27 protein-coding genes and 2 tRNA genes are annotated in these 26,536 nt (G+C 39.9%); 12 read left to right on the top strand and 17 right to left on the bottom strand.

The annotated features are described in order from the left end of the window. Positions 1-3 precede the first annotated feature (3 nt). The 5 genes from GFH32_RS10685 to nagA all read left to right on the top strand — a co-directional run bounded on the left by GFH32_RS10685 (position 4) and on the right by nagA (position 6,102). Positions 4-1,218 (top strand): Gfo/Idh/MocA family protein, encoded by a 1,215-nt coding sequence (locus GFH32_RS10685; protein ID WP_153511597.1) that lies wholly within the window; start codon positions 4-6, stop codon positions 1,216-1,218. A gap of 179 nt (positions 1,219-1,397) precedes the next feature. Then, positions 1,398-2,831 carry a Gfo/Idh/MocA family protein gene (locus GFH32_RS10680; RefSeq protein WP_153511596.1) on the top strand — a complete coding sequence of 478 codons (1,434 nt, stop codon included), beginning with the start codon at positions 1,398-1,400 and terminating at the stop codon, positions 2,829-2,831. 31 nt (positions 2,832-2,862) lie between these two features. Further along, positions 2,863-3,594 carry a glucosamine-6-phosphate deaminase gene (locus tag GFH32_RS10675; protein WP_153511595.1) on the top strand — a complete coding sequence of 244 codons (732 nt, stop codon included), beginning with the start codon at positions 2,863-2,865 and terminating at the stop codon, positions 3,592-3,594. 22 nt (positions 3,595-3,616) lie between these two features. Continuing rightward, positions 3,617-4,912: a sugar MFS transporter gene (locus GFH32_RS10670; protein WP_153511594.1), complete on the top strand. Its 1,296-nt coding sequence runs from the start codon at positions 3,617-3,619 to the stop codon at positions 4,910-4,912. Between the two features lie 2 nt (positions 4,913-4,914). Continuing rightward, the gene (gene nagA / locus GFH32_RS10665; protein ID WP_153511593.1) at positions 4,915-6,102 is read left to right on the top strand and encodes an N-acetylglucosamine-6-phosphate deacetylase; all 1,188 of its coding nucleotides are present in this window, start codon (positions 4,915-4,917) and stop codon (positions 6,100-6,102) included. Positions 6,103-6,166: 64 nt separating this feature from the next. Here the strand turns inward: nagA and GFH32_RS10660 are convergent, their stop codons facing one another. The 3 genes from GFH32_RS10660 to GFH32_RS10650 all read right to left on the bottom strand — a co-directional run bounded on the left by GFH32_RS10660 (position 6,167) and on the right by GFH32_RS10650 (position 8,826). Then, positions 6,167-7,174, bottom strand: a complete 1,008-nt coding sequence (locus tag GFH32_RS10660) for a LacI family DNA-binding transcriptional regulator (protein WP_153511592.1) — start codon at positions 7,172-7,174, stop codon at positions 6,167-6,169. Positions 7,175-7,496: 322 nt separating this feature from the next. Beyond that, the gene (locus GFH32_RS10655; protein ID WP_458296197.1) at positions 7,497-8,432 is read right to left on the bottom strand and encodes an ISAon1 family transposase; all 936 of its coding nucleotides are present in this window, start codon (positions 8,430-8,432) and stop codon (positions 7,497-7,499) included. 28 nt (positions 8,433-8,460) lie between these two features. Further along, positions 8,461-8,826 (bottom strand): ISAon1 family transposase N-terminal region protein, encoded by a 366-nt coding sequence (locus GFH32_RS10650; protein WP_153511590.1) that lies wholly within the window; start codon positions 8,824-8,826, stop codon positions 8,461-8,463. A 156-nt stretch (positions 8,827-8,982) separates the two neighbouring features. Between GFH32_RS10650 and GFH32_RS10645 the strand changes: the two genes are divergently transcribed. The 3 genes from GFH32_RS10645 to GFH32_RS18520 are packed head-to-tail and all read left to right on the top strand — an operon-like array spanning position 8,983 to position 10,311. Then, positions 8,983-9,336 (top strand): ISAon1 family transposase N-terminal region protein, encoded by a 354-nt coding sequence (locus GFH32_RS10645; RefSeq protein WP_153509180.1) that lies wholly within the window; start codon positions 8,983-8,985, stop codon positions 9,334-9,336. A 40-nt stretch (positions 9,337-9,376) separates the two neighbouring features. Then, a complete protein-coding gene (locus GFH32_RS10640; protein ID WP_262884781.1) occupies positions 9,377-10,006 on the top strand; it encodes an ISAon1 family transposase in 630 nt (209 codons plus the stop codon). Continuing rightward, positions 9,928-10,311: a transposase gene (locus GFH32_RS18520; RefSeq protein ID WP_262884780.1), complete on the top strand. Its 384-nt coding sequence runs from the start codon at positions 9,928-9,930 to the stop codon at positions 10,309-10,311. Before GFH32_RS10640 ends, GFH32_RS18520 begins: the two co-directional genes overlap by 79 nt. A gap of 143 nt (positions 10,312-10,454) precedes the next feature. On the opposite strand, the gene GFH32_RS10635 is transcribed toward GFH32_RS18520, so the two are convergent. The 4 genes from GFH32_RS10635 to GFH32_RS10620 all read right to left on the bottom strand — a co-directional run bounded on the left by GFH32_RS10635 (position 10,455) and on the right by GFH32_RS10620 (position 12,201). Next, positions 10,455-10,539: transfer RNA gene (locus GFH32_RS10635), tRNA-Leu, on the bottom strand. Between the two features lie 5 nt (positions 10,540-10,544). Next, a tRNA-Gly gene (locus GFH32_RS10630) sits at positions 10,545-10,617 on the bottom strand. 191 nt (positions 10,618-10,808) lie between these two features. Continuing rightward, positions 10,809-11,546, bottom strand: a complete 738-nt coding sequence (locus tag GFH32_RS10625; RefSeq protein ID WP_153511589.1) for a DUF6733 family protein — start codon at positions 11,544-11,546, stop codon at positions 10,809-10,811. Positions 11,547-11,724: 178 nt separating this feature from the next. Continuing rightward, the gene (locus tag GFH32_RS10620; protein WP_153511588.1) at positions 11,725-12,201 is read right to left on the bottom strand and encodes a regulatory protein RecX; all 477 of its coding nucleotides are present in this window, start codon (positions 12,199-12,201) and stop codon (positions 11,725-11,727) included. A 69-nt stretch (positions 12,202-12,270) separates the two neighbouring features. Here GFH32_RS10620 and GFH32_RS10615 point away from each other — a divergent pair, with 69 nt between their 5' ends. The 4 genes from GFH32_RS10615 to GFH32_RS10600 all read left to right on the top strand — a co-directional run bounded on the left by GFH32_RS10615 (position 12,271) and on the right by GFH32_RS10600 (position 16,618). Then, positions 12,271-14,706: a bifunctional UDP-N-acetylmuramoyl-tripeptide:D-alanyl-D-alanine ligase/alanine racemase gene (locus GFH32_RS10615; RefSeq protein WP_153513058.1), complete on the top strand. Its 2,436-nt coding sequence runs from the start codon at positions 12,271-12,273 to the stop codon at positions 14,704-14,706. Positions 14,707-14,708: 2 nt separating this feature from the next. Further along, positions 14,709-15,341 carry a DUF502 domain-containing protein gene (locus tag GFH32_RS10610; RefSeq protein ID WP_153511587.1) on the top strand — a complete coding sequence of 211 codons (633 nt, stop codon included), beginning with the start codon at positions 14,709-14,711 and terminating at the stop codon, positions 15,339-15,341. Then, a complete protein-coding gene (locus GFH32_RS10605) occupies positions 15,319-15,915 on the top strand; it encodes a hypothetical protein (protein ID WP_153511586.1) in 597 nt (198 codons plus the stop codon). Before GFH32_RS10610 ends, GFH32_RS10605 begins: the two co-directional genes overlap by 23 nt. A gap of 124 nt (positions 15,916-16,039) precedes the next feature. Beyond that, a complete protein-coding gene (locus GFH32_RS10600) occupies positions 16,040-16,618 on the top strand; it encodes a DUF1003 domain-containing protein (RefSeq protein WP_153511585.1) in 579 nt (192 codons plus the stop codon). Positions 16,619-16,710: 92 nt separating this feature from the next. Here the strand turns inward: GFH32_RS10600 and GFH32_RS10595 are convergent, their stop codons facing one another. The 10 genes from GFH32_RS10595 to GFH32_RS10550 all read right to left on the bottom strand — a co-directional run bounded on the left by GFH32_RS10595 (position 16,711) and on the right by GFH32_RS10550 (position 26,510). Beyond that, positions 16,711-17,109, bottom strand: coding sequence for a hypothetical protein (locus tag GFH32_RS10595; protein WP_153511584.1), 399 nt, complete (start codon positions 17,107-17,109; stop codon positions 16,711-16,713). A 114-nt stretch (positions 17,110-17,223) separates the two neighbouring features. Next, on the bottom strand, positions 17,224-18,282 hold the full coding sequence (locus tag GFH32_RS10590) for a PA0069 family radical SAM protein (protein ID WP_153511583.1): 1,059 nt from the start codon (positions 18,280-18,282) through the stop codon (positions 17,224-17,226). Positions 18,283-18,348: 66 nt separating this feature from the next. Continuing rightward, positions 18,349-20,439, bottom strand: coding sequence for a polyphosphate kinase 1 (ppk1, locus tag GFH32_RS10585; protein ID WP_202111299.1), 2,091 nt, complete (start codon positions 20,437-20,439; stop codon positions 18,349-18,351). A 64-nt stretch (positions 20,440-20,503) separates the two neighbouring features. Next, a complete protein-coding gene (locus GFH32_RS10580; RefSeq protein WP_153511582.1) occupies positions 20,504-20,887 on the bottom strand; it encodes a hypothetical protein in 384 nt (127 codons plus the stop codon). A 7-nt stretch (positions 20,888-20,894) separates the two neighbouring features. Then, on the bottom strand, positions 20,895-21,473 hold the full coding sequence (locus GFH32_RS10575; RefSeq protein ID WP_153511581.1) for a DJ-1/PfpI family protein: 579 nt from the start codon (positions 21,471-21,473) through the stop codon (positions 20,895-20,897). A 12-nt stretch (positions 21,474-21,485) separates the two neighbouring features. Further along, positions 21,486-22,052, bottom strand: a complete 567-nt coding sequence (locus GFH32_RS10570; protein ID WP_153511580.1) for an NADPH-dependent FMN reductase — start codon at positions 22,050-22,052, stop codon at positions 21,486-21,488. A 43-nt stretch (positions 22,053-22,095) separates the two neighbouring features. Continuing rightward, positions 22,096-22,725 (bottom strand): hypothetical protein, encoded by a 630-nt coding sequence (locus GFH32_RS10565; protein WP_153511579.1) that lies wholly within the window; start codon positions 22,723-22,725, stop codon positions 22,096-22,098. A gap of 43 nt (positions 22,726-22,768) precedes the next feature. Then, positions 22,769-23,887: a lipid-A-disaccharide synthase gene (gene lpxB, locus GFH32_RS10560; protein ID WP_153511578.1), complete on the bottom strand. Its 1,119-nt coding sequence runs from the start codon at positions 23,885-23,887 to the stop codon at positions 22,769-22,771. Positions 23,888-24,206: 319 nt separating this feature from the next. Then, on the bottom strand, positions 24,207-25,421 hold the full coding sequence (locus GFH32_RS10555) for a porin (RefSeq protein ID WP_153511577.1): 1,215 nt from the start codon (positions 25,419-25,421) through the stop codon (positions 24,207-24,209). Between the two features lie 15 nt (positions 25,422-25,436). Next, entirely contained in the window at positions 25,437-26,510 is a 1,074-nt protein-coding gene (locus GFH32_RS10550; RefSeq protein WP_153511576.1) for an agmatine deiminase family protein, read from the bottom strand. Between the last annotated feature and the right edge of the window lie 26 nt (positions 26,511-26,536).

Raw genomic sequence — 26,536 nt, 5'->3', positions numbered from 1 at the left:
ACTATGAAAGACAAACAGATATCAAGAAGGAAATTTATCGAGAATAGCGGGATAGCCTTATCCAGTATCGCGGTATTGCCGGGCAACCTGGATTTATTCCAATTGTCTGGATCGGCAAAACCATTACGCGTCGGTGTTATTGGAGTGGGGAGCCGCGGAAAAGGATTACTGAGTCTACTTCGCGATGTTAAAGATGCGGAAGTAACTGCTATTTGTGATCTTCGCGATGATAATATTGCATTGGCGAAAAAACTTGTGCCTCCAGCTTGTAAAGTCTACAAAAACTATAAAGAGCTGATTAATGACAAGAAGATCAATGCGGTAATTATTGCGACGCCACTTTATTTACACCATCCTATGGCGGTTGCAGCATTGCAAAAAGGCAAGCATGTGTACTTGGAGAAAGCGATTTCCTATGATATCCCGCAAGCGATAGATCTGGTTAAGCAAGTTGAGAAATCAGGATTGGTTTTTCAAGTAGGCCATCAGTATCGCTACTTCGGTTTGTACAAGCGTATTAAAGAAATTATTGATAAAGGCTGGATCGGTAAAGTACAGCACTATGAGTGTCAATATCATCGGAATTCAGATTGGCGATTCCCTGTTCCTGCGGGTATGGATGAGCGATTTGTGAATTGGCGTATGTATAAGGCTTCCAGCGGAGGCTTGATGACTGAGCTTTGTGGTCATCCGATTGATGTGGTCAATTGGATGGTTGGCGCGGCTCCATTACGAGTTACAGGAATTGGCGGGGTTGATTATTGGAAAGATGGGCGTGAGAACTTTGATAATGTGCGGGTCGTCTACGAATATCCAAATGGAGTGAAGTCTAGTGTATCGTCGATTCTTTCCAATGGTTATAAAGGCTATGGAATCCGTATTCTGGGAGATAAGGGCTCTATAATCGTGGAGCGTGAAGATGCGTTAATCTTTTCGGAGAATGTGAAGAAGGAAATTGGTACAGTCGACGGCGTCACAGGAGCGACAAAAGCTGTGCATTATGGCGAAGGGGAGAAGGTTGATTATTCAGATTTAGATCCATTGAAGAAAGATCCTACCTACTATGCATTGGTTGATTTCTTCGAATGTATACGTACGGGGAAAAAGCCAGCTGCTGATGTTTATACGGCACGTGATGTGGCTATCGCCAGTCATATGGCAAATATTGCGATGGAAACACGACAAGAACAAGTGTGGAAGCCGGAGTATAGTGTTTAAATACAGCAATAAAGAGAAAAATCTACCAATCATTACCTAGCTTTTTTCATAGGCTAGGTAATGATTAAAACATGAATGCACCGATAACGGTGCCGTAGTTTAGCATAAAAGAACCTTGGATATCATCTACAATTCCTGTTTCTTTAGCTAAATATCCATAAAACCTAATACTAAATATTATGTCAACAGATAGAAGATCATTTCTTAAGTTATCTGGACTCGCCGGTCTAGGTCTACTTTCTAATCAAGTTTCTGCCAATCCATTGGAAGAGCAAAGCAATTTTCATCAGATTTTAAGAGAAACACAGCAAACGCATAAGCCTGTATTCAATATGTCTGGTTATGCGGCTCCAGCCTTATCAACCGTTCGTACTGGATTTATTGGTGTTGGAAATCGTGGCTCGGCGGCAGTATACCGTTTGAGTATGATTGATGGTGTTTCCATTAAAGGCGTATGTGATGTTCGCGATGAGAAAGCTCAAGCCGCAAAAAAACGTATTGTGACGGCAGGTCATGAGGCGAAAATTTACAGTGGTAATGAGGAAGTTTGGAAAGAAATGTGTCGAAGAGATGATATCGACTTTGTGTATATCGCTACGCACTGGTCTATGCACGCGGAGATGGCAATCTATGCTATGGAGCATGGAAAACATGTTGCGGTTGAAATTCCTGCTGCAGTAACGATCGACGAATGTTGGCGATTAGTGACTACTTCAGAGCGTACCAAGAAACATTGTGTAATTCTTGAAAACTGCTGTTATGACTTCTTTGAAATGCTAACGTTGAACCTAGCACGTCAAGGTTTCTTTGGTGATATTGTTCACTGTGAGGGTGCTTATATCCACGATATCCTGGAGAGTTTATTTAATGAGGAAGCACGTTATCACAAATGGCGTTTATTAGAAAATGCAAAGCGTAACGGTAACCTTTATCCGACGCACGGATTAGGGCCTATTGCTCAAGTATTGAAAATCAATAGAGGAAATAAGATGGAGTTCTTGACTTCAATGGCTTCCAAAGACTTCTCCCTACGTCCAAAAGCAGAGGAGCTGGCAAAAACGAATAAGGAATTTGAGAAGTACTTAAAATATCCATTCCGTGGTAACATGAATACTTCGACAATTAAGAACAATGATGGTAGTACCATTATGCTACAGCATGATGTTAGTACACCAAGACCTTACTCTAGAATTCATATGATTTCAGGCACAAAAGCTTTCGCACAGAAGTATCCACTTCCGGCGAAGCTAGCGATTGGTCATGAGAAGTTCTTAGACGAGGATGAATTTAAGAAGATCGAAGTGGAGAACACGCCAAAAATCATCAGTCATATTGGTGAGATGGCAAAAGAAGTCGGCGGACACGGTGGTATGGACTTTATCATGGATTGGCGTCTGATAGACTGTTTACGTAATGGGTTACCGGTAGATATGGACGTTTACGATGCAGCATCTTGGTCGGCTATTGGTCCATTGTCTGAATGGTCTGTTGCCAATGGTTCAAAACCAATTGCGGTTCCTGACTTCACGATGGGTCGTTGGAACAAGAATAAAGTTCATAATATTCATTTGGAGACCGGCGGTACAACCAAAGTATTAAAAGCAAACAAGTAATTAACTATAATAAAACACAAACCATAGGAATATGAATGTAGAAATTTTCCCAGATCGGGAAACTTTAGGGGCTCAAGCTGGAGCAAAAGGAGCGGAATTTATTAAGGCCGTAATCCGTGAAAAAGGTGAAGCTAATATTATTTTAGCAACAGGTCAAAGTCAGTTTGAGACCTTAGAAACATTGATACATGATAAAGACATCGACTGGTCTAAAGTTCGTATGTTTCACTTGGATGAATACATCGGGATGCCAATTACGCATAAGGCTAGCTTTAGAAAATACTTAACAGAACGCTTTGTTGATAAGGTTAGCGTTTTGAATGAGGTGGTATTGATCAATGGTGAAGGGGATGCTCAGGAAGAATGTAACCGTCTAGGTAACATCATCAAAAATTACCCAATTGACGTTGCTTTTGTTGGTATCGGCGAAAATGGTCACTTAGCATTTAATGACCCACCAGCAAATTACGATATTGAAGATCCTTATATAGTTGTGGATTTAGACGCGGCGTGTAGACAACAGCAAATGGGTGAGGGTTGGTTTAATACAATTGACGATGTGCCTAAACAAGCGATCTCCATGTCGATTAAGCAAATCATGAAGTCTAAAAAGATAATCTGTGCGGTTCCAGATGAGCGTAAAGCGCTTGCGGTGAAAAACTGTCTAACAAAAGAAGTGTCGAATATCTATCCAGCAAGTATTTTGCAAAATCATGCAGATTGTTATTGCTATTTAGATCAAGGATCCGCTTCTTTGCTATAATTTTCAACCTTTAACCTAAATTATGAATTCACAAGTTTTAGATAGACGTAGTACCTATATTTCCATAGGCATCATCGGGACGATGTTCTTTGTCTTCGGGTTTATTTCCTGGGTCAATGCCATCTTAATCCCATATTTTAAGATCGCCTGTGAGTTGACGAATTTTCAATCTTATTTAGTTGCCTTTGCTTTCTATATTTCCTATTTGGTCATGTCTTTGCCGTCGTCTTATCTATTAAAACGTGTGGGATATAAACGGGGAATTACGATTGGTTTCTGGATTATGGCTGTTGGAGCCTTGTTATTTGTACCGGCTGCCTATGGTAGAACCTACCTGATCTTCCTTTTAGGATTATTTACATTAGGTTCAGGATTGGCGGTATTACAAACCGTAGCGAACTTATATATCACCATGATTGGTGAGAAAGAGCGAGCAGCCCAGCGTATAAGTATCATGGGGATTTGTAATAAGGGTGCTGGAATATTAGCGCCACTTGCATTCTCTTGGGCGATTTTACGCCCCTCGGATAATGAGCTGTTTAAGCAGATCCCTTTGATGGATGAGGTAACACGTGCACAGACACTCGATGAATTAATTCTTCGTGTTGTTGTGCCGTATATTGTTGTTGCAAGCGTGTTGTTCTTAATTGGACTGTTTGTAAAATACTCACCGCTTCCGGAAATTGAAAGTGAAGAGGATGACAAGGCTAATGAGAGTAAGTCAGGTGTATTTCAATTCCCTAACTTGGTTTTAGGCGCTGTCGCGATCTTTCTGCATGTGGGGACACAAGTAATTGCAATTGATACGATCATCAATTACGCGGGTTCTATGGGGCTTTCTTTGCTTGAAGCAAAGGCACTACCTTCCTATGTATTGACGGCGACTATTTGCGGATACCTACTTGGAATCACATTAATTCCTGCGCTTATTTCTCAAAAGCGTATGTTGCAAATCTGCTCACTTGTAGGATTAACACTATCACTTTTAGTATGCTTGGTAACTTATCAGGTTGACTGGTTAGGCCATCATTTAGATATTTCGATATGGTTCCTAGCCATGATTGGTGTACCGAATGCTTTGATTTGGGCGGGTATTTGGCCTTTAGCCTTAGACGGTTTAGGTAAATACGCGAAACAAGGGTCTGCCTTATTGATTATGGGTCTTTGTGGAAATGCGGTATTGCCAATGATTTATGGTTTAGTTGCCGATTCACATGATGTAAAAACGGCTTATTGGGTATTAGTACCTTGTTTTTTGTATATTGTGTTCTATGCCTTTATCGGGCATCGTTTTAAATCTTGGAAAAAATTAACCTAAGGATGATCAGTATAATTAATGCAAAAATAATTACGCCATTTCGCGTTATTGAAAACGGATATGTCAGTATTGAAAATGGACGAATTGTCAATGTTCAAGACTCGGATAAATGGCCTAAAGGCGATGCGAATCATCAAATCGTGGACGCGCAGGGCTTATATCTTTCGCCAGGTTTTATCGATATTCATATTCATGGTGGTGGTGGTTCTGATTTCATGGATAATGAAGTTGATGCGTATTTAAATATCGCAGAGACGCACGCACGTTATGGCACGACAGCTATGCTTCCTACAACGCTGACGAGTGAGCAAGATCTTCTATTGGAGACTTTTGAAGTCTATGCGAAGTCCTTGGATAAGAATGAAAAGGGTGCTAAATTTTATGGTCTGCATCTTGAGGGGCCTTATTTCGCGATGGAGCAACGTGGGGCACAAGATCCACGTTATATCCGCAATCCGGAGCCTGCGGAGTATGAGCCTATCCTTTCGAAGTATAAACATTTGATAGCGCGTTGGAGTGCTGCTCCTGAATTGCCAGGCGCATTAGCCTTTGGACAACGTGTATGTGAAGAGGGTATCCTTTTGGCATTAGCGCATACCGATGCGGTTTATGATGAGGTATTGAAAGGGGTAGAAGCAGGTTATAAATTGGCGACACATCTTTATTCGGGGATGTCAGGCATGACGAGACGCAATGCATATCGCTATGCTGGAGCAATTGAATCTTGTTTGTTGATTGATGATATCGATGTAGAGATTATCGCAGACGGAACTCATCTTCCTGAACCCTTCTTAAAGCTGATTAGCAAAGTTAAAGCGAAGAATCAAATTATTTTAATTACCGATGCGATGCGTGCTGCTGGAACAGATGTGACGGAAAGTATTCTTGGTGGACGAGCAAATGGGCTTCCTGTAGTCGTTGAAGATGGGGTTGCAAAGCTCCCTGATCGTAAATCTTTTGCGGGTAGTGTAGCAACTGCCGATCGTTTGATTCGTACTATGCGCGATATTGCAGGTTTAGAATTAAAAGATGCAGTACATATGCTGACTGTTAATCCGGCACGTATATTAGGATTACAGCATCAGATTGGTACGATTAGTAAAGGACTGCAAGCAGATCTGATTCTTTTTGATGAAAATATTCAAATACAGAAAACGATGGTAGAAGGTTGTTTTATTTACGAGAAATAAGTTCAATCAATTGATATAATAGTAAAATAGGTTCGAGGCCACTTCTTTAGGGAGTGGCTTTTTTTTATGCAGAATCCCTATTTATTAATCGACAAGGAATTACTACTGAACGGGGTTCGAATTCTTTGTTCTTGATATGTTTAATCAATAATTGGCAACTTTGTAAACCGATTTCAAAAGCTGGTTCTTCAACAGTAGTTAAGTTGGGTTCTATCACGGTACAAATCGGGTCGTTGGTAAAGCCGATTACACCGAAGTCAACACCTACATTGATGTTAGCCGATTTAAGCGCTTGTATTGCTCCGATAGCCTTCCGGTCATTGGCTGCAAAGATCGCATCAGGGCGGTCGTGTAAGGCGATTAACTGTTGGGTATCTGCAAAGCCGTGCTGCGTAGAGAATCCAGAATGTATAATATATTCCTTTTGAACTGGCAACTGTGCTTGTTTAAGAGCATTTAAGTAGCCTCGTAGGCGTTCTTGGGTAAACTTCAAGCTTTCAGGGCCAGCTAGGTGCGCAATGCGCTTATAGCCCTTCTTGATTAAATGACTCGTAGCGAGAAAGGCACCTTCATAATCACTCTGCATTACTTTTGAAGCATTTATTTCGTTTGGTACACGATCAAAAAATACCAGTGGAAGACCTGCTTGAATTAAGTTTTCAAAGTGAGTGATATCAGTCGAATTGGAGGATAGCGAAATCAGAAGTCCATCTAAGCTCGCGGTATCTAAATTATCGATTAATTGTTTCTCTCTATCGACTTCATCATTGGTCACGAATAGGATGATGTTATAGCCTAAGCGGTATGCTTCCTCCTGGATACCTGAGATTACCGTTCCGAAATAATAGTTGGTGATAAATGGGATCAAAACGCCAATATTCTTTGTGCTTCCAGAAGCCAGTGCGGCAGCATTCTTATTGGGCTTAAAATTTAGTTCTTTGGCAAGCTTGAGAACTTTCTCCTTGGTCTCAGGATTGATATCATGTGCATCGCGTAAGGCTCGGGAAACGGTAGAGACTGAAATCCCTAACATTTCTGCAATATTCTTGATTCCAAATCCTTTCTTTAACATACTCTTTTTAGGTTTTGGCGTAAGTTAGCTAACCTCAAGGAAGTTTACAAGTGCAATTGATGAAGTTCAAGTGGATTAGGATAGGAGAGTGATTGGCGAATATAAAACATTAGGAAACTTAAAGGTTAAAGCACAGCTTTTTATCAGGATGAATTGCAGTAAAAAAAATGATGGGAATGGTTTCTTAATTTTAAAATAGCTTGAACGTTAATAAGCAATAACGTCTGTATAGGTGTCAACACTCAGTAAATAATATATTTTCTATCGAAAGGAGATATAAATAATAAGAGAGTAAGAACGGATCAGTTTCAAAACCTGTGGACTACGCAAATAATTTGGTCAATCTGAACAGGAAGAAATTGATGTCACCTACACCTCTAAACTGACTTCTGAAAGCTTTTATCTTTGCATTGAAAGATTCTGCTGAAGCATTTGTACTCTTGTTGTCGAAGTAGTTCAATATTTTTTTGTGATGGATATTTATGGTTCTGGAGACGGTGTTGAATGACTTGAAGCCGGCCTGTTCCACTTTATCCGCCCATTTTGCCAACCTTGTAAAGGCGTAGATCTTATCTATGGTGGTGTTGAATATCCAAGAGAGTTCTTGGGATAGCCTGTACGCCTTTTCAATATCAGGATATCGCTCAAAGAGTACAGCAGCCCTTTCTCTTTGCTCGTAAGTCCATTTATGTTCACTTTTATAAAGCAGGTATCGGCTTCTTGCAAGTAACTGTTTGATGGTGTCACTGTTGGATAGGACTTCCGGAAAATAGGTTTCCTTATTCTTTCGTGCTTGGTCAATTGCCTGATTTTCATCGTCAATGGCCTGCCAGCGGTGCTTTATCCTTATTTCCTGAAGCGCTTCGGTAGCAAGTTGCTGAACATGGAAACGGTCTATTACCTGAACAGCATTGGGAAAGCATCTTTTGGCTATCAATCCCATATTACCGGCTAAATCAAGCGTTATCTCTTGAACTTTATTTCGTAATCTCTGTGGGATCTTTTGAAGGATCGGGATAATGTTCTCTGATTTTGTCCCGTTCAGTATGGCTACAATGGTCCCTTTTTTGCCCCGTGCTTCTTTATTGGTGACAACGGTATAGAGCTCGCCATGGGATAGGCAGGTCTCGTCAATAGAAAGATGGCCGCTGACATTCTGTGGGAAGATCAATCCATCTCGCGCATTTTCGCGATGCTCCCAATCCTGGAAACCGCTCAGTTTATTGCGGTAGTATCTCCTTAGTTTACTGGCTGATATCCCATAGAATGAACTGATGGTCTGAATGCTATGAGCCTGGTTGTCCGCTGATACCTTTTAAAAAAGCTGCGAAATCCTGTGTGATGCGCGTCCCTTTGGCTACTAGTTCCCAATTTCTGTAGACTACTTTATCGGTATCCTGGTTGAGCCACCTGCGGCGCTTGACATGAAGATAGACCTGCATGCCACGGATAGGAAAATCTTGAAGGGTAACGGGTTCGAAAAACCCCTTGGAAATCAACTTCTGGCCTTGATATTCTTCAGGTGTAGTATTGAGTTCCTCCAGAAAGATATCCAGTCTTTTTTCTTCTTTGGAATAGTGGGTCATCTCAAAATAATCGGAAACTCCTTCGGGAATAATTAAGGGCATTAACGCGTTGAAAGATTCGTGCATCTGTATAAATATCAAAGCACAAATATCTAATTATTTTTTATCCCCTCCACAACTTTTGTACATGATCCGTAAGAACTCGTCTAATCTGGATCAAGCTGAATTCTTGGGGGGAGTGTTAAAAATTTCTTAGTTTAGCGTCTTTAATACAAATATCCCTTGCAAGAAGCCGAACGTAAATTACTATCCTTATTGATGCCCGAAGGGCTTTTGGAATACTTCCAGATTTTAGAAGTCGATCAGGTCGACAATCAACTCCATATTTATTTAGATGAACTTAATATTGCTCCGACAGGCTATGAGCACAGCAAGTTGGAGTCAAAGGGTTTTATGCCTTCTACTGAAATTTCAGACTTTCCCATTCGAGGCCAGAAAGTTACGCTACATATCCGCCGTCGTCGATGGACGGTACTGGATACCGGAGATATCATCACAAGAGATTGGAACCTAGTGCGTGAGGGCGCTCGAATGACTACGGAATTCGGGCTTTTTTTAAAGAAGATATTTGGATAGCTACCCTGTAAGCGCCCAATTGGTAGGTCTGTTCTTCCAGATGGACGGCAAACAACTACAGGATCAATACAAGAACCACCTCAGTGATTTCCATGATTGGGACCAAAAGCCTCATGCCGAGAGCTGGACATTGTTCCCTGAAAACATATCGGAACACCTGAGCATTGATGAGACCAGCTTCAGCAACGGTGAATTATATACCATTGTTAGCAGTAAATCGGCAAAAGGGCGTAAAGGAACGATTTTAGCAACTATAAAGGGTACCAAGGCTGAGGATATCATGGCTGTTCTCGAGCGAATACCCTTGCGCTCGAGGAATAAGGTAAAGGAGGTGACCATGGATATGGCTCCCAACATGGCCAAGGCAATCCGTAGATGTTTCAGAAATGCCAGACGTGTGGTCGATCGGTTCCATGTCCAAAAGTTAGCTTACGATGCCGTGCAGGAACTCCGTATCAAGTATCGTTGGGAAGTCTTGGATGCAGAAAGCAAGAAAATAATGGAATCACGAAAGCGAGGGATCCCGTATGAACCGGAATTGTTGCCAAATGGTGATACGCTCAAACAGCTGTTGGCTAGATCCAACACCTATTGTTCAAGCATCCAAGCCGATGGTCGGAAAGCCAGAAACATCGTGCTGAATTATTATTCCTGCGGTTCCCCAAGCTAAAACAGGCTTATGATCTTGGAATTGCCTTAGGGGACATCTTCAACAAATGCAAGGACAAAAAGGTAGCATTTACCAAACTAGGCCTATGGAACAATCAGGTTGAGAATGCGGGTATTGCTTCCTTTGAGAGCGTGGCAAAATCCATTGCAGCGCATCATCAATACATCCTACACTACTTCGACAATAGAAGTACCAATGCTTCCGCAGAATCCTTCAATGCAAAACTCAAAGCTTTCAGAAGCGTCTTCCGTGGCGTAAGGGACACAACATTCTTCCTGTACAGAGTGATGAAATTGTATGCTTAAAAATCTTTACCCCCCAAACTTTCGGTATGATCCTCTAATCTATCTTAAATCTAGAAATCAATAAGTCCAGTATAGGTTTTCATACTCACTACTAAACACCATATACTAAAAAAGCTCATCTTTCGATGAGCTTTTTATCCAAGTACCTAGGGCGGGAATCGAACCCGCACTCCCTTAACGGGAACAGGATTTTAAGTCCTGCGTGTCTACCAGTTCCACCACCTAGGCAACTGAGCGAAAGACGAGATTCGAACTCGCGACCCCAACCTTGGCAAGGTTGTGCTCTACCAACTGAGCTACTTTCGCTTAACGTGGTGCAAATATAGAGAGAAAAATTAATTCCTAAAATTATTTTTGAAAAAAGTTTCATTTAAACTCTCAAAATGCTGTTTTTCAGTTGAAATAAATTTCAAAAAACATTTAATAGACGAAATCTAAGCAGGAGTGGCGACTCAGATTCCGTCTAAATCGTTTTGAATTATATGTCCATAGAGTTGCTAAAAGGAGAATCCGGTAGATAATTTATAGAAACTATCCTTTTTTTGAAGACCATTCTTTAGTTCAGGACCTGCTGCTAATCGTAGGAAGCTATTAAATTTTGGAACGGAGAACTGTACATAGGGACCTAACCATTGGTAATAGTCTAATTTCCCATTGACATCGTCTTTTGTTCTGCGTAGGTGTTCAAAATGTCCGCCGACAGAGAATACAGAGCTTACGCGATATCCTGCATTTGCCCAATAATGTAAGTAAGCCAGTGTGGATCCATCATCAGGGGCTTCATCGCGCAATGGGGCGTAATAGCCAACATAAACTTCACTCTCAAATTTCGGCTTGTTGACATTAAAAAATACGTTGGGGACAATACCATCACCAGCAATACCACCCATTTGACCGTCAGCAGCTCCTTTGGAAAGCAAGTTGCCGAATGTGAACCCTAGATTTGGATTGATTGTTACGCCTTCTGCCAGTGCATAATTGATACCAACGCCAAATTCTGTCCAGTTTCCCCATGCTGCCGCTGTGCCTGTACCCCAAAAAATACCATATGCGGTAAAAGCAAGCTTGTCATTGAGCTGATAATCTACAGAAACACTCGGTGCAACACCAAAAAATTGATCTGATGTAAGCCCTAAAGAAAAAGTAGTGTTGTTTTCTTGTGAAAAAGCTGATAATGAATAAAGAGAAATGCCTAATACTGTTGTAATTCGTTTAATCTGGTTGAATTTTCTCATAAAATTAGAGGTTTAGTGAATTTTATTTGATTAATTGTTTAAAAATAAATCAAATAATTCATAAAACACGCTAATATGTTATTAAATATTCAATAAATAGGATGAAATGTTGTTATTTATATTGTTTTACCTGTTATTTATTGTCACAATTGTTTTTAAAAACTCTATTTTGTTGAAATTATTCTTTGAATTTTGAGAAAATCAAATCACTTTCATAGCCTTTTGATTGTAAGTATCGAATTAATTTCGCTTTTTCATTAAGATTTAGAGAGGATATTGGTTTGTCGATCTTTTTTTTGATCAATTCTTCTAATTTATCTTTATATTCATCTAAATCTATCTCACGAAGCGCAATTTGTATCAATGGTTTGGATACTCTTTTCGCTTTAAGGTGCTGGATGATCTTTATTTTACCCCAGGCCTTGATTCTAAATTTCCCGGAGACGAAGGCTTTCGCAAATCTCTCTTCGTTGAGGAAGTTGTCGGATATTAATTCAGATATCACTTGTTCCACATCGGCGGAATGCAATCCCCAACTATAAAGTTTGTCGCGAACTTCTTGCTGTGCACGCTCTTGGTAAGCACAATAACTCTCTGCCTTGCGTTTAGCTTGCAAGGGTGTATAAACCTTCCCTTTCTCCGATTCGTATTCCATGATACAAATGTTCAAAAAATGATGAACTTATAAAAAAAATGATGAAATTCGTTTCATATTTAGATGCAGATGTATACTATTGATTTAATACGCGATATTTTAGAGTTAAAGAGTTGTGAGGTAGCGAATTATAGTCAACAAATCACAGAACTAGTATACGACAGTAGAAAGGTTAACCAACCTGAACAAAGCTTATTTTTTGCGCTTACTGCCGCCCGTGATGGTCATGACTTTGTAAATGATGCTTACCAACGGGGAGTTCGAAGTTTTGTTGTTTCTAGAAGTGTGACTTTCTTGGAGTCCGTTTCTGACGTGAATGTGTTATTCGTAGATGATGTATTGCAGGCATTACAAAGCCTGGCAGTTTATCATCGATTAACATTCCAGGGACAACTGGTTGGAATTGCAGGGAGTAATGGCAAGTCTGTAGTTAAAGAATGGCTGTTTCAACTATTATCGATCGATAAGAAGGTTTATCAGAGTCCAAAGAGTTATAATTCGCAATTAGGTGTCGCTTTGTCTTTGTGGAATCTCTCAAATCATTATGATATTGCATTAATTGAAGCCGGCATTTCCGAACCCGGAGAAATGGAACGACTACAGGCACTGATTCAACCGGAAATAGGTGTGTTTACCAATATCGGACTAGCACATGCTCAAAACTTTGAATCCAAATCGGCAAAACTTCAAGAGAAACTTAAGCTATTTAGAGAGTCGAAAGCCCTAATCGCAGCCTCGAAATATATCTCTCCAGGAATGATTCCAGAACATATGGAATTATACCAATGGGGCGATCAGCAAAGTGATTATGTATGCTTAGAGCGGGTTGAACTGCTTAGCAATAGCAGTGTGCTTCAAATATCAATTGATCAAGTTTCTTATACTTTCGAAATTCCTTTTACAGATAAAGCTTCCATCGAAAACATATTGACCTGTTTCACTTTTATGAGCTATATGGCTTATGCGCCCGCTGTAATTATCGAGCGATTAAAACAGCTGAGACAATTAGAAATGCGTCTGCAGCTGAAAAAAGGTATAGGCAATAGTTCTTTAATCGATGATTCATATTCCAATGATTTAGCTTCCCTACAGATTTCACTAGATTTTCTTGCACAGCAGAATCAACATAGCAAAAAGACGCTTATCCTCTCCGATATGGATGGATTGGCGAGTAGTGAGAAGCTGCAGGAAAAACTGAGAGCCATCTTATCGCGCACTTCAATTAGTCGTATGATATGGGTAGGTACTGCATATCCATGGCTGTCGGATTTAAATGGCTTAGATGTCACCTTGTATCACTCTACAGATGATTTACTGGCGAATTTGGATGTTTTAGCAATCAAAGATGAGACTGTATTAATTAAGGGGGGAAGAACATATCTTTTCGAACAAATCGTACAGAGGCTGACCTTGCGTTCGCATGGAACGGTATTGGAGATCAATCTCAATGCGCTGTCTCATAATTTGATGCATTATCGATCCATGATCCCCAATGACGTTAAGTTGATGGCCATGGTTAAGGCATTTTCTTATGGGAGTGGTAGTTTTGAAGTTGCCAATCTCTTACAGTTCAGTAAAGTTGATTATCTAACGGTTGCATTCGCTGATGAAGGCGTAGAATTAAGGATGGGAGGGATTACACTGCCGATTATGGTTTTAAGTCCGGATAGCGATACATTTCAAACTTTATTGCAATATGACCTAGAGCCGGAAGTGTATTCTATGCGTTTCTTGAATCAATTTATTGACTTCTTAAAAGATAATAATAGAAAGGCTTACAAGATTCATGTGAAGTTAGATACAGGCATGCATAGATTAGGGTTTTTACCGACAGAGGTTGAAGGACTAATTGATCGATTGAATCAGCAGGAAGAAGTTAGGGTGCAGTCTTGTTTTACGCATTTGGTGGCTTCTGGCGACTCGAAACAAGATGAGTATACCCAATATCAAATTGATACATATGCTACCGCTGTAGCCAAGCTAGAGCAGGGTATCGGCTATTCTTTTATCAAACATGTAGCAAATACGTCAGCGATTGTACGCTGGCCGCAAGCACATTTCGATATGGTACGCCTTGGAATTGGCCTCTATGGTGTCGATATGGATTCTGACGGTAGCCAATTAGAGAAAGTGAGTACATTGCAAACGACAGTCACGCAGTTGAAGGAATTACCGAAGACTGAGACGGTTGGATATGATCGAAAAGGTATTTTGACTAGAGATAGTCGAATTGCTACAGTTAAAATTGGGTATGCTGACGGATATAATCGTAAATTTGGATACGGTGTAGGAAAAATGAAGATTAATAACCAGCTTGTTCCTACAGTTGGCACGATCTGTATGGATATGTGTATGTTGGATGTAACAGATATCGAAGTGAAAGAAGGAGATATTGTGGAAGTTTTTCCAGATATCATGCAAGCTTCTCAAGATATCGGTACAATTCCTTATGAATTATTGGTAAATATCTCAAGTCGAGTGAAAAGAGTCTATTATTTTGAATAAACATGTTGCGTAAATTCTTTCAAAAATTCTTCTATTATTTAATCAAAGGTACTTTGGTTGTTGTTCCTGTTGCAGGAGCGGTATTTGTAATCATTTGGTTAGTTGCAACCTTAGACGGTGCGCTGAATATTACAGAACATTTTCTAGAAGATGAAACAGGGCATCCCTTGTATATCCCCGGTATTGGTATCCTTTCCGTTATCCTATTGTTGGCATTGGTAGGCTTAATCTTCACCACTTTAGTGACCGCACCAATTCGGAGCTGGATGACACGGACGATTAATAAAATTCCTTTGTTCAATACCTTATACTCATCAATTAAGGATTTTACGGAAGCTTTTGTTGGTGATGCAAAGAAATTTAACGAGCCGGTATTGGTCGAGGTTAACAACTTCGGGCTTAAGAAGGTGGGTTTCTTAACACAGAAAGACTTGTCAAGTATAGGTCTTCCAGGTGAAGTTGTGGTTTACTTTCCATTCTCTTACTCTGTTGCTGGTCAGGTATCTATCATTAGTGCTGATAAGGTTCATAAGTTGAATATGTCGGGAACTGATGCGATGAAACTAGCGGTATCTGGAGGGGTAAGTGGGGTCGAACCATCAAAGAAAAGTAATGTTCTGGAACAAGGCAAGTAAGACAGCACAAGAGGCTGAATCTGCACGAATCGAACTAGCTGCCGCGCTCTCCTTTAAGCAATGTCAGCAGGATTCAAAATTAGCCAAACTCTATTTTGAGCATAAGCGAAACGATCAAGATGCTACGGAGAGCTTTTTGAATTGGCAAGAGCGTGCTTTGCAATATTCAATTGGTGATACTATTCAAATTGCTGATGAGCAAGAGAATGTCTTAACCTACTTGAAGCTATGGTCTATATTTAGTTCAGAAGATGTTCATGTTAAAATCGACTTTCAGATAGCAGATTCTGACAGTAAAGTACATCCCTTTGTATTCCTACCTTTAATTCAGAATGCCTTGCATAATGGTTATAACAGTATGTCGGAGCATCCGGTTAAAATCAAGATTTCAGCGATTGGAGGATCAATAAAATTGGAAGTTAGTAATCGGGTTAATCACTACCTAAGTAGCCAAGCGGAGAACGATTACATTCAGCATTTTCAAGATCGACTTAAATTACAATATCCAACGCATAACTTATTTCTGAACAGCAATAGCAACCTATTTAAAGCTGTATTGCTGATCAACAACTAACTTTTATTAGTTTACTAGTACTTATTAATTTTCTTTTCAGATTTTCCTTTATCAGAAACAGACAAAACCAACATTTTATTGTTCTACCAATGAAGTATAATATCCATTCAATACAACCTTAGCCATGGAGAAGAAGAATATCAAAGCCATTATGGAGCAGAACAGCGAAAATATCGCTAAGCTCCATGAAATTGTTAAGCAGACGATGGACGAAGAGTCCCTAATGGTCGACCGATTGGTGAACCCGCCAAAGGAAGTGTTATCTCAAGGGCAGAGAATATCCGACAAGGTAGCTCGGTTCGGTGGGAGTTGGACGTTTATCATTCTCTTTGCTGTTGTACTAATCATCTGGATTTTATACAATTCAACATTGCCAACGAAAGATCAATTTGATCCTTACCCATTTATTTTAATGAATTTGGTGTTGTCTTGCGTTGCCGCCATGCAAGCGCCAATTATCATGATGAGTCAAAATAGACAGGAAGAGAAAGATAGAATGCGTGCAGAGAATGATTATTTAGTTAATCTCAAAGCGGAGTTAGAGATTCGAAGTCTACACCAAAAGATGGATATGCTCTTGGAAGAGCAGGTGAAAGATCTATTTCAATCGCAGGAGGATCAGTACAAATTAATTAAGTCGCTCAATCATAAGATTGATGCTTTAGAAAAGCAAATCACGTCTTACAAGGACCAACAAAAATAGCCGTAGTAATTACTACGGCTATCTTCATCATATATCAAAATTTAAAGTTTGAACCACTAGGGTTCTAACATCTATAATCTATGTTAAGTGATTTAGCGATCACAGCTCGCTCTAAACGACTCTTTTGTATCTAGATTGGTATAAGACAATTCTAAGGTACTTTCCGAAATGGTGATACTACCAATCGCTTCGGAGTTAAAGAATATTGTGTTGTTTTCTCCTTTTTGCATCACAATGCCTGTTAATGAAGGGATATTCCCTGCATCACTTTTAAAGTCGAATGAATATTTATCACCAATTTTATATACACGTACTGAACCAGCTCCATAGGTAACGTCTTTACCATCTTCGCCGAAGTTATCATAACCAACATCACCGGTGTAATTACCAGTAAACAAATCGTTATCTACCGGATCATCATCCTTAGAACAAGCCGATACTGTAAACAAGACAACGAACAAAAGACTTAATAATTTCAATGTGTTTTTCATAGTACAATATTTATGTTTTCTAATAATTTCTGTACTAGATGAACCAAACACGGTGCCATTATGACTGCAACATACTTGTTACATTTCTTTTTAACATTTATTAACGCTTATTAATTAGAACAATTTTAGCTGTTGGTCGCCATTTTTTAAGAAATGCGAACAGTCGAATTCAAAGTCTTCTACATTTAATTTATTGCGTTTGCAGTGCATACGGAAACTATCTTTAATCATTTGGGCTTGCTTTCCCGTACCTTTCATGCGGTTTCCAAATTCACTATCATTGACTTTTCCATGATGACAGCTTTGTATGCTGTGCCAAATCTTGTTTGCGCGATCCGGATAGGCTTTATGGAGCCAATCTTCGAATATTTGACCTATTTCTCCATTTAATCGTACCGTAGTATAGCCAGCCCATTTAGCACCCGCATTGGCTGCCGCCTTCAAGACCTTAGGGATTTCATGATCCGTTAATCCGGGAATCACCGGAGCACACATGATGCCAACAGGTACACCGAGTTTAGAGAGGGATTCAATCACATGTAGTCTTTGTTTGGCCGTTACGGTACGTGGTTCTAACTTTAAACGAGTATCTTCAGTCAACGAGTTGATCGAAATAAACACCATACATAAATTTCGATTAGACATTTCGCTGATAATGTCTGCATCACGGAGTATCAGGCTATTCTTGGTGATAATGCTAATCGGTTGACCATATTGACTAGCGGTCTTTAATATACCACGAGTCAATTCAAACTTGCGTTCTAGAGGTTGATAGCAATCGGTATTTCCAGAAAGTGAAATAGGGGTTCCTGTCCAAGATTTACGGGTAATAAACTCACGGAAAAGCTTGACGCTATTTGCTTTAACCATAATCTTCGTTTCGAAGTCTAATCCAGCACTGTAACCCCAATATTGATGTGAATTTCGAGCATAACAATAAATACAACCATGTTCACATCCCTGATATGGATTTGCAGAATACTCCATGCCCACGTCGGGACTATCAACCTTGTTGACAAAACTCTTAGGATGGACAATCGTAAACTGAGTTTGCGGTTTATCCTCTTCCCATTCATCTATACCCTCAACGATGTCACGGCTGTAATGTTGTTTGAAAAAAATGTTAGATACATTGGCTTGCGCTCCACGACCTTGAATAAATTCAGTAGCCATAATTCCTCCTAATATTTCCCTAAAATACTAAAAATATTAGCAAAGCAATCAAGCTGTTTAAATTATTTATTCGCTTTGCTGTACAGTCTTCGCGTATAAATAATTGAATATTTCGATCTGTGAGCGGAAGGCAGGCTTTTTATTCGATACATACTCATTGTTTTGCAAGTTGTTTAAGATCCTTGCTTTAACATTGTCTTTCAACTGTATTTGTAACAAATCTCGCAATTCCGTTTTGAGCTTTTTGCTGTTGATCTTCACAGCGGCTTCTATACGATAATCTAAGTTACGCGTCATTAAGTCGGCTGAGGAGATGTAAGTCAGCTCTTTGCTGGCCGCGTAGAAATAAAATACACGAGCATGTTCTAGGTATTCGTCAACAATACTAATTCCATAGAGTGGCTCTTTGAATTTTTTCTGATTGATAGCACAATACACACCACGAACAATCAACTCGACTTTAACTCCAACAGTTGCTGCATCATACAATTTCTTGATACATTCCTTATCACTAAGGGAGTTTATTTTTATGATGATATGTGCTTTCCGACCCGCCTTTGCCTCCATAATTTCCTTATCGATAAAATGTAAAATCTGTTGACGCATATCCAATGGACAAGTCAGCAAGCTTTTACAATTCTTAATGATGTTTTCTAATGGGAGTTTAGGTTTCTGTAATGCATTGAAAACCTTATTGATGTCCGCCATAACGCTCTTGTTACTGGTCATCAGGCAGTGGTCGCCGTACACACGAGCGGTCTTCTCATTGATGTTTCCTGTACTCACAAAACCGTATTGGATCGTTTTGTTATCTACACGCTTTTTGATAATACAAAGCTTCGCATGTACTTTCTTGTTTGGAATTCCAACTAATACTTTGACCCCTTCCATTTCAAAGCGCTCTTTCCAATCTAGGTTATGCTCTTCATCGAATCGTGCGCGAAGTTCCAACATGACGGTCACCTCTTTACCATTTCGAGCCGCATTCACTAAAGCATTTGCAATCTTAGAATTGGTCGCCATTCGATAGATGGTAATCTTGATCGTCTTCACATGAGGGTCCATGGCTGCTTCACGAAGCAAGTCGATCATCGGACGAAACTGATGGTAAGGAAAGGAGAGGAGCACATCTTTCTTCAAGATAATATCCGTTACACGATCTACACCACGTATATCAGGGTGCTCAAATGAACTCCGTTCAAAAGGTTTTTTATAAGACCTGAATACGTCCGGAAAATCCATGAAATGCTTGAAATTATGAATCTTCTGTCCTGGAATAATACTGTCGCGCTTGGATAGATTCAATTTGCGAATTAAGAATTCCAATAACATGTGATTCATATCCTTATCATACACAAAGCGAGTGGGCTTACCCTTCCGTCTGTTTTTTACCCCCTTAGTAATCTTCTCGACAAATGTCGTATTTACATCATTGTCTAAGTCAAACTCCGCATCTTTGGTAATCTTAAACGTATTGGCTAGGAACTCATCAAAACCAAAGTATGAGAAGATATACGGTGAGTTTACTTTAACGACATCTTCAATTAAGATAATATGTTTCTGATTCTTAGGGGCAGGTAGGATAACGAAGCGTCCCAGTTGACTTGACGGAAGTTCAATAATAGCGAACTTCGTTTGGTACTGCCAGTCTTTTTTAAACATGGCAACCCCAAGGTACAAACTCTTGTCTCTTAAATAAGGCATAGGGTGAACCTCGTCTAATATGAGCGGAATAATGCTACTCTCGACCTCGCGGTCGAAGTACTCTTTCACAAATTCCAATTGCTCTTCAGAGAGCTCCTCCGCAGTTTTTATGAAAACACGCTGCTTGGCCATCTCTTTCTGAACATCTAACCAAATCTTATCAAACTTTTTCTGTTGCTTAATAACAATATGGGTTATCTGTTCTAAAATAATATTGGGATCTTCATAAAAAGATCCCAATACTTCTTTGGTATTCAATTCCGCGGCGCGCTTTAATGCTGCAACGCGAACGCGAAAGAATTCATCTAAATTATTCGAAAAGATTCCTAGAAACTTAATACGTTGTTCTAAAGGGACTTCCGCGTCCGCAGCTTCCTGTAAAACCCGCGCATTAAAGCTCAACCAACTAATATCCCGAGGGATAAATTTCTTTGCCATTTCTAGTTCTCTCATGATAGCCCGAAATTATCGGAGCTAGGTTAATTATTTGTTAATACTAAGAAATCAAATTGTTAATTCACTTCTGCGAGCCGTAACGCTTTTGAATATTGATTGCCTCATACTGTTTGAGATCATAGTGAGGTTCCTCGATATCCAATTTCGTTGGAAAGGGCTTTGTTTTATCAAAAAAGAACACCTTGGTTACCGATCCATAATCATTCGTCGGAAATAAGTCAGCACACTTATCGTATTGTGCATTCATCGCATCCCCAACGGTTACGGCATAAACTCGGATTATCCCACCTTTATTTTGTTCGTTACGAACAAACGCTACTTCCTCAAAATCTCCTGGTAAATCCTTTATAGAAGGCTGTGAATACGAATCCCAAATAAAATATGCCAATAAAGCGATTAATGGGATCGCGAAAATCCAAACCTTCCTATTCTTTTTCTCTGCCATGAATGTATTATAAACTAATTTGAATGCCTAATAATTTGTAGAACTCTTTTAAGATGGCTTGATGCCCAGGCCAAGCTGGTGAAGTTACGAGTTGGCCATCGACTACGGCTTGGTCGGCAGGAATATTCTTCCATGTACCACCAGCCAGTTCAATATCTGGACCTACAGCAACATATGCAGTTAATGTACGGCCTTTTAATACCTGAGCTGTGGTCAATACTTGAATCCCATGGCAGATCGCTGCTACAGGCTTATCTTTTTCGAAAAAATGCTTCGTAATCTCAATAACGCGTTTGTTCAATCGGATATATTCTGCAGAACGACCACCGGCAATATAAAGACCATCATAGTCCTCCGGATTCACAGCGTCAAAATCTTTATTTATTGCGAAGTTATGCCCGCGAAGTTCTTTATAGGTTTGATCGCCTGTAAAATCGTGAACTGCTGTCGGAACAACATCGCCTTTTTTTCGGTCTGGAGCAATCGCATCAACCTCAATACCGATGGCACCCATCGCTTGAAATGGAACCATTGCTTCATAATCCTCCACATAATCGCCAACTAATAATAATACTTTCTTTGCCATAATATTTAATTTTTAATTATTGTTCTCTGCTAATTTGGTCGCCATCATGCGCTTGGTCTTACGAACTTTCGCCTCCAATTGACTGCGATATAGAGGCGTAATAATTCCGGATCCTTCCTGAAAATGCTGACTAAACTCGGGTAGTGAAAAACTCTCTAGAATATCAGCGCCATCGCGTGGCATACGATTCAACGCAATATTTAAAACAGATTGTGCGCCGTTCTGCCCATTGCTCGTTGACAATAAGAAAACAGCGGTTCCGTTAAATAGTTTCCTTCCTTTGATACGGGATACCCAATCGTAGATATTCTTGTAGACAGTAGGGTAGTTGCCATTGTGTTCGGCCAGGGAAATTAATATTAAATCTGCCCAATCAATCTTCTCAGCAAATGCATGTGCCGCCGCCGGAATCCCTTGATCGTGTTCACAATCTACTGAAAACAAAGGCATTTCAAAGTCGTTTAAATCTAACACCTCAATAATATCTTCAGCTTCTTTGTAATATTTGGATACCGAAGTGATGAACTTCTTATTGATAGAATTCTTGCTGCTACTGCCAGCGTAAGCCAATATTTTCATGACTTAAATTTACGGAATTATTAGCCATAAAAAAAGCCTATGATTAATCATAGGCTGTTATTTCTGCTTTTCCTTCCTTTCCAGGCGAACCGGAATAAACTTGTCCTTGAGGGACTCCGCGTAAGCCAGGACCTGACATAGAAATCTGTGAATATACACGTTGTAAATCGGAAGTCGGATTAACACGTAAACCACCTGCTTGCACATCAATCAATAGATAGTTTTTTCCTTTCTTATCCGTTGATTGGGGTTTCACGCCCGTACTGGCATAGCGAAAGTTTACTTGACCGCCATTTCCATTGGGATTAGTTTTTGTGCCATTCATAGCATCCCATCCGCGAGCAATGACATATAGCGAACCCAATTCCTGAATGTTCGCCTTGATATCAAAGTCTGTTGCATTGTTTTTGCCATCAGAACCCGAAATCACGACATTCTTTCCAATCACCGCATAACCGATGTCCAATTTAACATCCTTCTTACCGAAAAATTCCAACTTTGATTTATCGCCCATAATGAGCGTATCAATACGAATCACAAGGGACGAATCGCGGCTCCCGAAGTTTTTTGTCTTCTTTTTGCCTAATTCCAATTTCCCAATATGTTCTGTCGATTGCGCATAAGAACTTAAACCGCAAAACAACATACTTAAACTCAATAATAAATACTTCATATCATAACCTCCTGTTCTTTAGACAATCAAAGCGTGAGAAGGTTTATTCCTCGCCCTTCATATATTTGACGATGAGCGCTGCTGTTTTCTCCGAAGCGCCAGGCGTTCCCATTTTCTCGATCAATATATCATAGTTTTCCATAACACTGGCGCGATGCGTTGGATTTAAGATCAGCTCTTTCACCTCTGATGCAATACTCATGGTGTCGCAATCATCTTGAATCAGTTCGCGAACCGATAAATAGTCATTGATTAAGTTAACCAAGGATATAAAACGGACTTTGATAAGTTTTCGCGCAATCATAACGCTAATTGGATTGGCACGATACACCACGACTTGTGGAACACGCAATAGGGCAGTTTCTAATGTTGCCGTACCACTCGCAACAACGGCCGCTTCCGCATTTTTTAACAAGTCATAAGTCTGATCGAAGACAACCGGAATATCATAATCGCCGATATAGTCTTGATAAAAAGTTTTATCGAAATTTGGAGCTCCTGCAATAACCAATTGATGCGCCGGAAACATATTGTGTAATTCAACCATAACCGGTAGCAGGTTTTGGATCTCCATTTTTCGGCTTCCCGGTAATAAGGCGATAATCGGACGAATCCCCAATCCATTGTCCTCTTTGAAATTGGGATTGAATTGATAGGCGGCAATAGCATCCAAGAGTGGGTTACCCACATAATTTACAGGGTAATGAAACTGCTTGTAGAATTTGACTTCAAAGGGAAGGATACAAAACATATGGTCAACCAACCTTTTGATTTTATGAACGCGTTTTTGGTTCCAAGCCCATATTTTTGGAGAAATATAGTAACAAACCTTGATCCCCAATTTTTTAGCGTAAGCAGCAACTTTCAAATTGAAACCTGGGAAATCAATTAAAATTAAAGTGTCTGGTTGTTGCTTCAGGATATCTTCTTTTACTTTCTTGAGGTTCCTAGCGATACTGCTTAAGTTTTTCAATACCTCAATAAAGCCCATAAAGGCCATTTCCGAGGTATGGATAAGTACGGGTTCGCCCGCCGCAGCGGCCATTTGATCGCCACCGACAATATTAAAACTAGCCTCAGGGTCTTCTTTTTTTAATGCCTTTATCAAATTTGCACCATGGAGATCGCCCGAGGTTTCTCCTGCTATAATATAATATCTCATGTTTTCTGTTAACCCTTTAAATATACGGAATCTTTAAATGATGATGCAATTTCATCGATTTTGCATAAAAATAAATAAGGTATTTTTTTGTGTCTAGTTCTTTCTAGATCCCTTTCACTTCCCTTTCATATCCCTTTCAAAGCCCTTGCATAGACGTCGCTGAACGGCTAGGATAGGGCTTTAATTAAAACCTGTTATGTTACTGACCTGAAGCTTTTCCAAGTTTATTTTTTGTTCGCTCCTTGAGGGGTGTTATACGCACAAAAAAAAAGAACCCATCACATGGGTTCTTTTAATATTTTGTTGAAAGGCTTAATCCTTAGATTCCTAACTCGACTTGGAACATTCCTCCCCAAGCCGCTTTATTGTTTGCATTGTTAAGATAACCATCTTTAAACGTATAATTTGCATTTAATTGGAACTTTAAACGATGCGCTTTCATGTATTTTGTTAAGCCAAGTTCAATAATTTCTGTTTGATCTTCATATGGTCGAATATCATTGTGTGGCATCACATAGGTGTAGCGCGCAGCAATTTCATATCCTTTATTTAAGAGATAAGAAGTCTGTTGATTCACCCCCCATCCTTTATAAGCGTAGGTTTGTTCTGGATCTACTTCATCAGTTAAATTTAAAGGATTGTCCACATCTCTACGCATATATTCGGCAGCATAGGCAAAACCCATATACTTGAATACAGCGTCAGCGAATGAGGTTTTTAGGGTAAACGGATTCTGTACATAGCGGCCTAATTGTCCGCCTTCACGAATCGTTTTATCATTATAGCTATATCCACCACCAATTGATAATTTAGGCGTTTCTTCGCGTTCTAAATCGCCTTCTGAGTAATCATTGTCGTTTGTGAACTTACCTAAAGGCAAGAATTCAATTCTTCCTGTATAAGCTAGACCTTTATCCGTTGCGCTTGCGGGGCGTCCTTCACCCGTAGAGATAGCAGCTTTTGCGTTGAAAGGCATATCGCCAATTTTCTTGCTCAAGTTCAGTGATATACCAAAGTCGCGGTCTAAAGTGAAATTCCCATTGACCAACGAACGATCTGCAAACTGCAATGATCCCGAAGAGTTTACACGCTGACGGTTACCGGGAAGCTTATTCTGACCAAAGGATACATAGAAATCGTCAGAAAAGTTATAGAACATCACGGCATCACGGACGATATTAGGGATTCCGGTATCATCGAAATCTTGATCACTGCGCGTGAATGCCAACTGTACGGTATAGGAGATTTTAGGGGTATAGATATAGCCATCCATACGCATTCTTAAGCGACGAATACGGGCATCAAATTTTCCGTTATCTTCACCATCGATGGTATTGCTAAACCCTAAACGGTTTTGCATACGGAATCGAAAGTTAGTGTAGAATAAGGAATCTTTAGATTTAAACTGTATTCCCTTGAAGTTTAGGATTGTAGCGCGGTCATCACGCTCTTGCGGATGTCCTTGACCATAGAGGTTGTTGCAAGCGAAAAATGCTACAATGATAGTTAAGGTGAATTTAGTTAGTGTATTCATTGATAAGTATATATATTAACTTTTTGGTTCTTGTTGACTTAAACAGTGAAAGCTTCCTAATCCCCATATAATATCGACAGAGTCAATGCCGACCACCTTGCGGTCAGGGAATACGGATTGAATGATTGACAACGCTTTTTGATCGTTCTTATCGTTGAAAATTGGAACGACTACGACCTTGTTAGCGATGTAGAAATTCGCATAGGAAGCTGGTAATTGTTGATCTTCATAGACTACAGGACGTGGCATCGGCAGCTCCACAATATTTAATGGGCGACCATCCAAAAGGCGCATTTCCTTTAATTTCTCTAGATTCTCTTGAAGAATAGGGTAGTTCTCGTCGTTTGAATCTTCTTCAACGACCGTCAGTACAGTATCTTCATTGACAAAACGCGTAATATCATCGATATGACCGTCTGTGTCATCGCCAATAATTCCGTCGCCTAACCATAATACTTGCTCCTGGCCGTAGTAGTCTAATAAATAGCCTTCTATTTGCTCTTTGGTCAAGTGTGGATTGCGATTTTCATTTAACAAGCATGCTGTTGTTGTCATAATTGTTCCAGCACCATTGAATTCTACCGATCCACCTTCCATCACAATAGGAGGTGTAAATAGTTTGAGTTTGAATTCATTAGCGATTCGTGTAGGAACGACATCGTCTAAATCAAAAGGCGGATATTTACCACCCCATGCATTGTATCCCCAATCTACGATTGCTTTTTCGCCTGTTTCTTTGTTTAAAAGAAATGCGGGGCCATGATCACGGCACCAAGCATCATTAGTTGGATTAAAATGGAAGCTGATATTGTCAAGATTAGCACCGGCCGCTTCGATATGTGTTAGCGCAAATACCTTCATTGCTTCGTCGGCAACATTGATACGTACGTTCTGTTCTTCAGCAACGAGTTTAATGAATTGCGAATACGGTGCGTAGATGGTATCTAGCTTTCCAGGCCAAGACTCTTCTTTATGTGGCCAACTTAGCCAAAGTGCTTCTTGTAATGCCCATTCTGCAGGAAATGAAAAGCCCTGCGCCTTGGGTGTATCTTCTTTTTTATATAAAGGGGAAGTATTTTCTGAACTCATAATTTGATGACGTAAAAAAACTATGC

Origin of the sequence: Sphingobacteruim zhuxiongii (assembly GCF_009557615.1) — a bacterium.
Lineage (GTDB): Bacteria > Bacteroidota > Bacteroidia > Sphingobacteriales > Sphingobacteriaceae > Sphingobacterium > Sphingobacterium zhuxiongii.
Note: the sequence above shows the minus strand (reverse complement) of the source record. Positions and strands in the feature narration are given on the sequence as shown.

Bases quoted from the DNA above. Each gene is read 5' to 3' on its own strand.
- GFH32_RS10685 (WP_153511597.1), top strand. From the start codon at position 4: ATGAAAGACAAACAGATATCAAGAAGGAAATTTATCGAGAATAGCGGG.
- GFH32_RS10680 (WP_153511596.1), top strand. From the start codon at position 1,398: ATGTCAACAGATAGAAGATCATTTCTTAAGTTATCTGGACTCGCCGGT.
- GFH32_RS10675 (WP_153511595.1), top strand. From the start codon at position 2,863: ATGAATGTAGAAATTTTCCCAGATCGGGAAACTTTAGGGGCTCAAGCT.
- GFH32_RS10670 (WP_153511594.1), top strand. From the start codon at position 3,617: ATGAATTCACAAGTTTTAGATAGACGTAGTACCTATATTTCCATAGGC.
- nagA (WP_153511593.1), top strand. From the start codon at position 4,915: ATGATCAGTATAATTAATGCAAAAATAATTACGCCATTTCGCGTTATT.
- GFH32_RS10660 (WP_153511592.1), bottom strand. From the start codon at position 7,174: ATGTTAAAGAAAGGATTTGGAATCAAGAATATTGCAGAAATGTTAGGG.
- GFH32_RS10650 (WP_153511590.1), bottom strand. From the start codon at position 8,826: ATGCACGAATCTTTCAACGCGTTAATGCCCTTAATTATTCCCGAAGGA.
- GFH32_RS10640 (WP_262884781.1), top strand. From the start codon at position 9,377: ATGGACGGCAAACAACTACAGGATCAATACAAGAACCACCTCAGTGAT.
- GFH32_RS10625 (WP_153511589.1), bottom strand. From the start codon at position 11,546: ATGAGAAAATTCAACCAGATTAAACGAATTACAACAGTATTAGGCATT.
- GFH32_RS10620 (WP_153511588.1), bottom strand. From the start codon at position 12,201: ATGGAATACGAATCGGAGAAAGGGAAGGTTTATACACCCTTGCAAGCT.
- GFH32_RS10615 (WP_153513058.1), top strand. From the start codon at position 12,271: ATGTATACTATTGATTTAATACGCGATATTTTAGAGTTAAAGAGTTGT.
- GFH32_RS10610 (WP_153511587.1), top strand. From the start codon at position 14,709: ATGTTGCGTAAATTCTTTCAAAAATTCTTCTATTATTTAATCAAAGGT.
- GFH32_RS10605 (WP_153511586.1), top strand. From the start codon at position 15,319: ATGTTCTGGAACAAGGCAAGTAAGACAGCACAAGAGGCTGAATCTGCA.
- GFH32_RS10600 (WP_153511585.1), top strand. From the start codon at position 16,040: ATGGAGAAGAAGAATATCAAAGCCATTATGGAGCAGAACAGCGAAAAT.
- GFH32_RS10595 (WP_153511584.1), bottom strand. From the start codon at position 17,109: ATGAAAAACACATTGAAATTATTAAGTCTTTTGTTCGTTGTCTTGTTT.
- GFH32_RS10590 (WP_153511583.1), bottom strand. From the start codon at position 18,282: ATGGCTACTGAATTTATTCAAGGTCGTGGAGCGCAAGCCAATGTATCT.
- ppk1 (WP_202111299.1), bottom strand. From the start codon at position 20,439: ATGAGAGAACTAGAAATGGCAAAGAAATTTATCCCTCGGGATATTAGT.
- GFH32_RS10580 (WP_153511582.1), bottom strand. From the start codon at position 20,887: ATGGCAGAGAAAAAGAATAGGAAGGTTTGGATTTTCGCGATCCCATTA.
- GFH32_RS10575 (WP_153511581.1), bottom strand. From the start codon at position 21,473: ATGGCAAAGAAAGTATTATTATTAGTTGGCGATTATGTGGAGGATTAT.
- GFH32_RS10570 (WP_153511580.1), bottom strand. From the start codon at position 22,052: ATGAAAATATTGGCTTACGCTGGCAGTAGCAGCAAGAATTCTATCAAT.
- GFH32_RS10565 (WP_153511579.1), bottom strand. From the start codon at position 22,725: ATGAAGTATTTATTATTGAGTTTAAGTATGTTGTTTTGCGGTTTAAGT.
- lpxB (WP_153511578.1), bottom strand. From the start codon at position 23,887: ATGAGATATTATATTATAGCAGGAGAAACCTCGGGCGATCTCCATGGT.
- GFH32_RS10555 (WP_153511577.1), bottom strand. From the start codon at position 25,421: ATGAATACACTAACTAAATTCACCTTAACTATCATTGTAGCATTTTTC.
- GFH32_RS10550 (WP_153511576.1), bottom strand. From the start codon at position 26,510: ATGAGTTCAGAAAATACTTCCCCTTTATATAAAAAAGAAGATACACCC.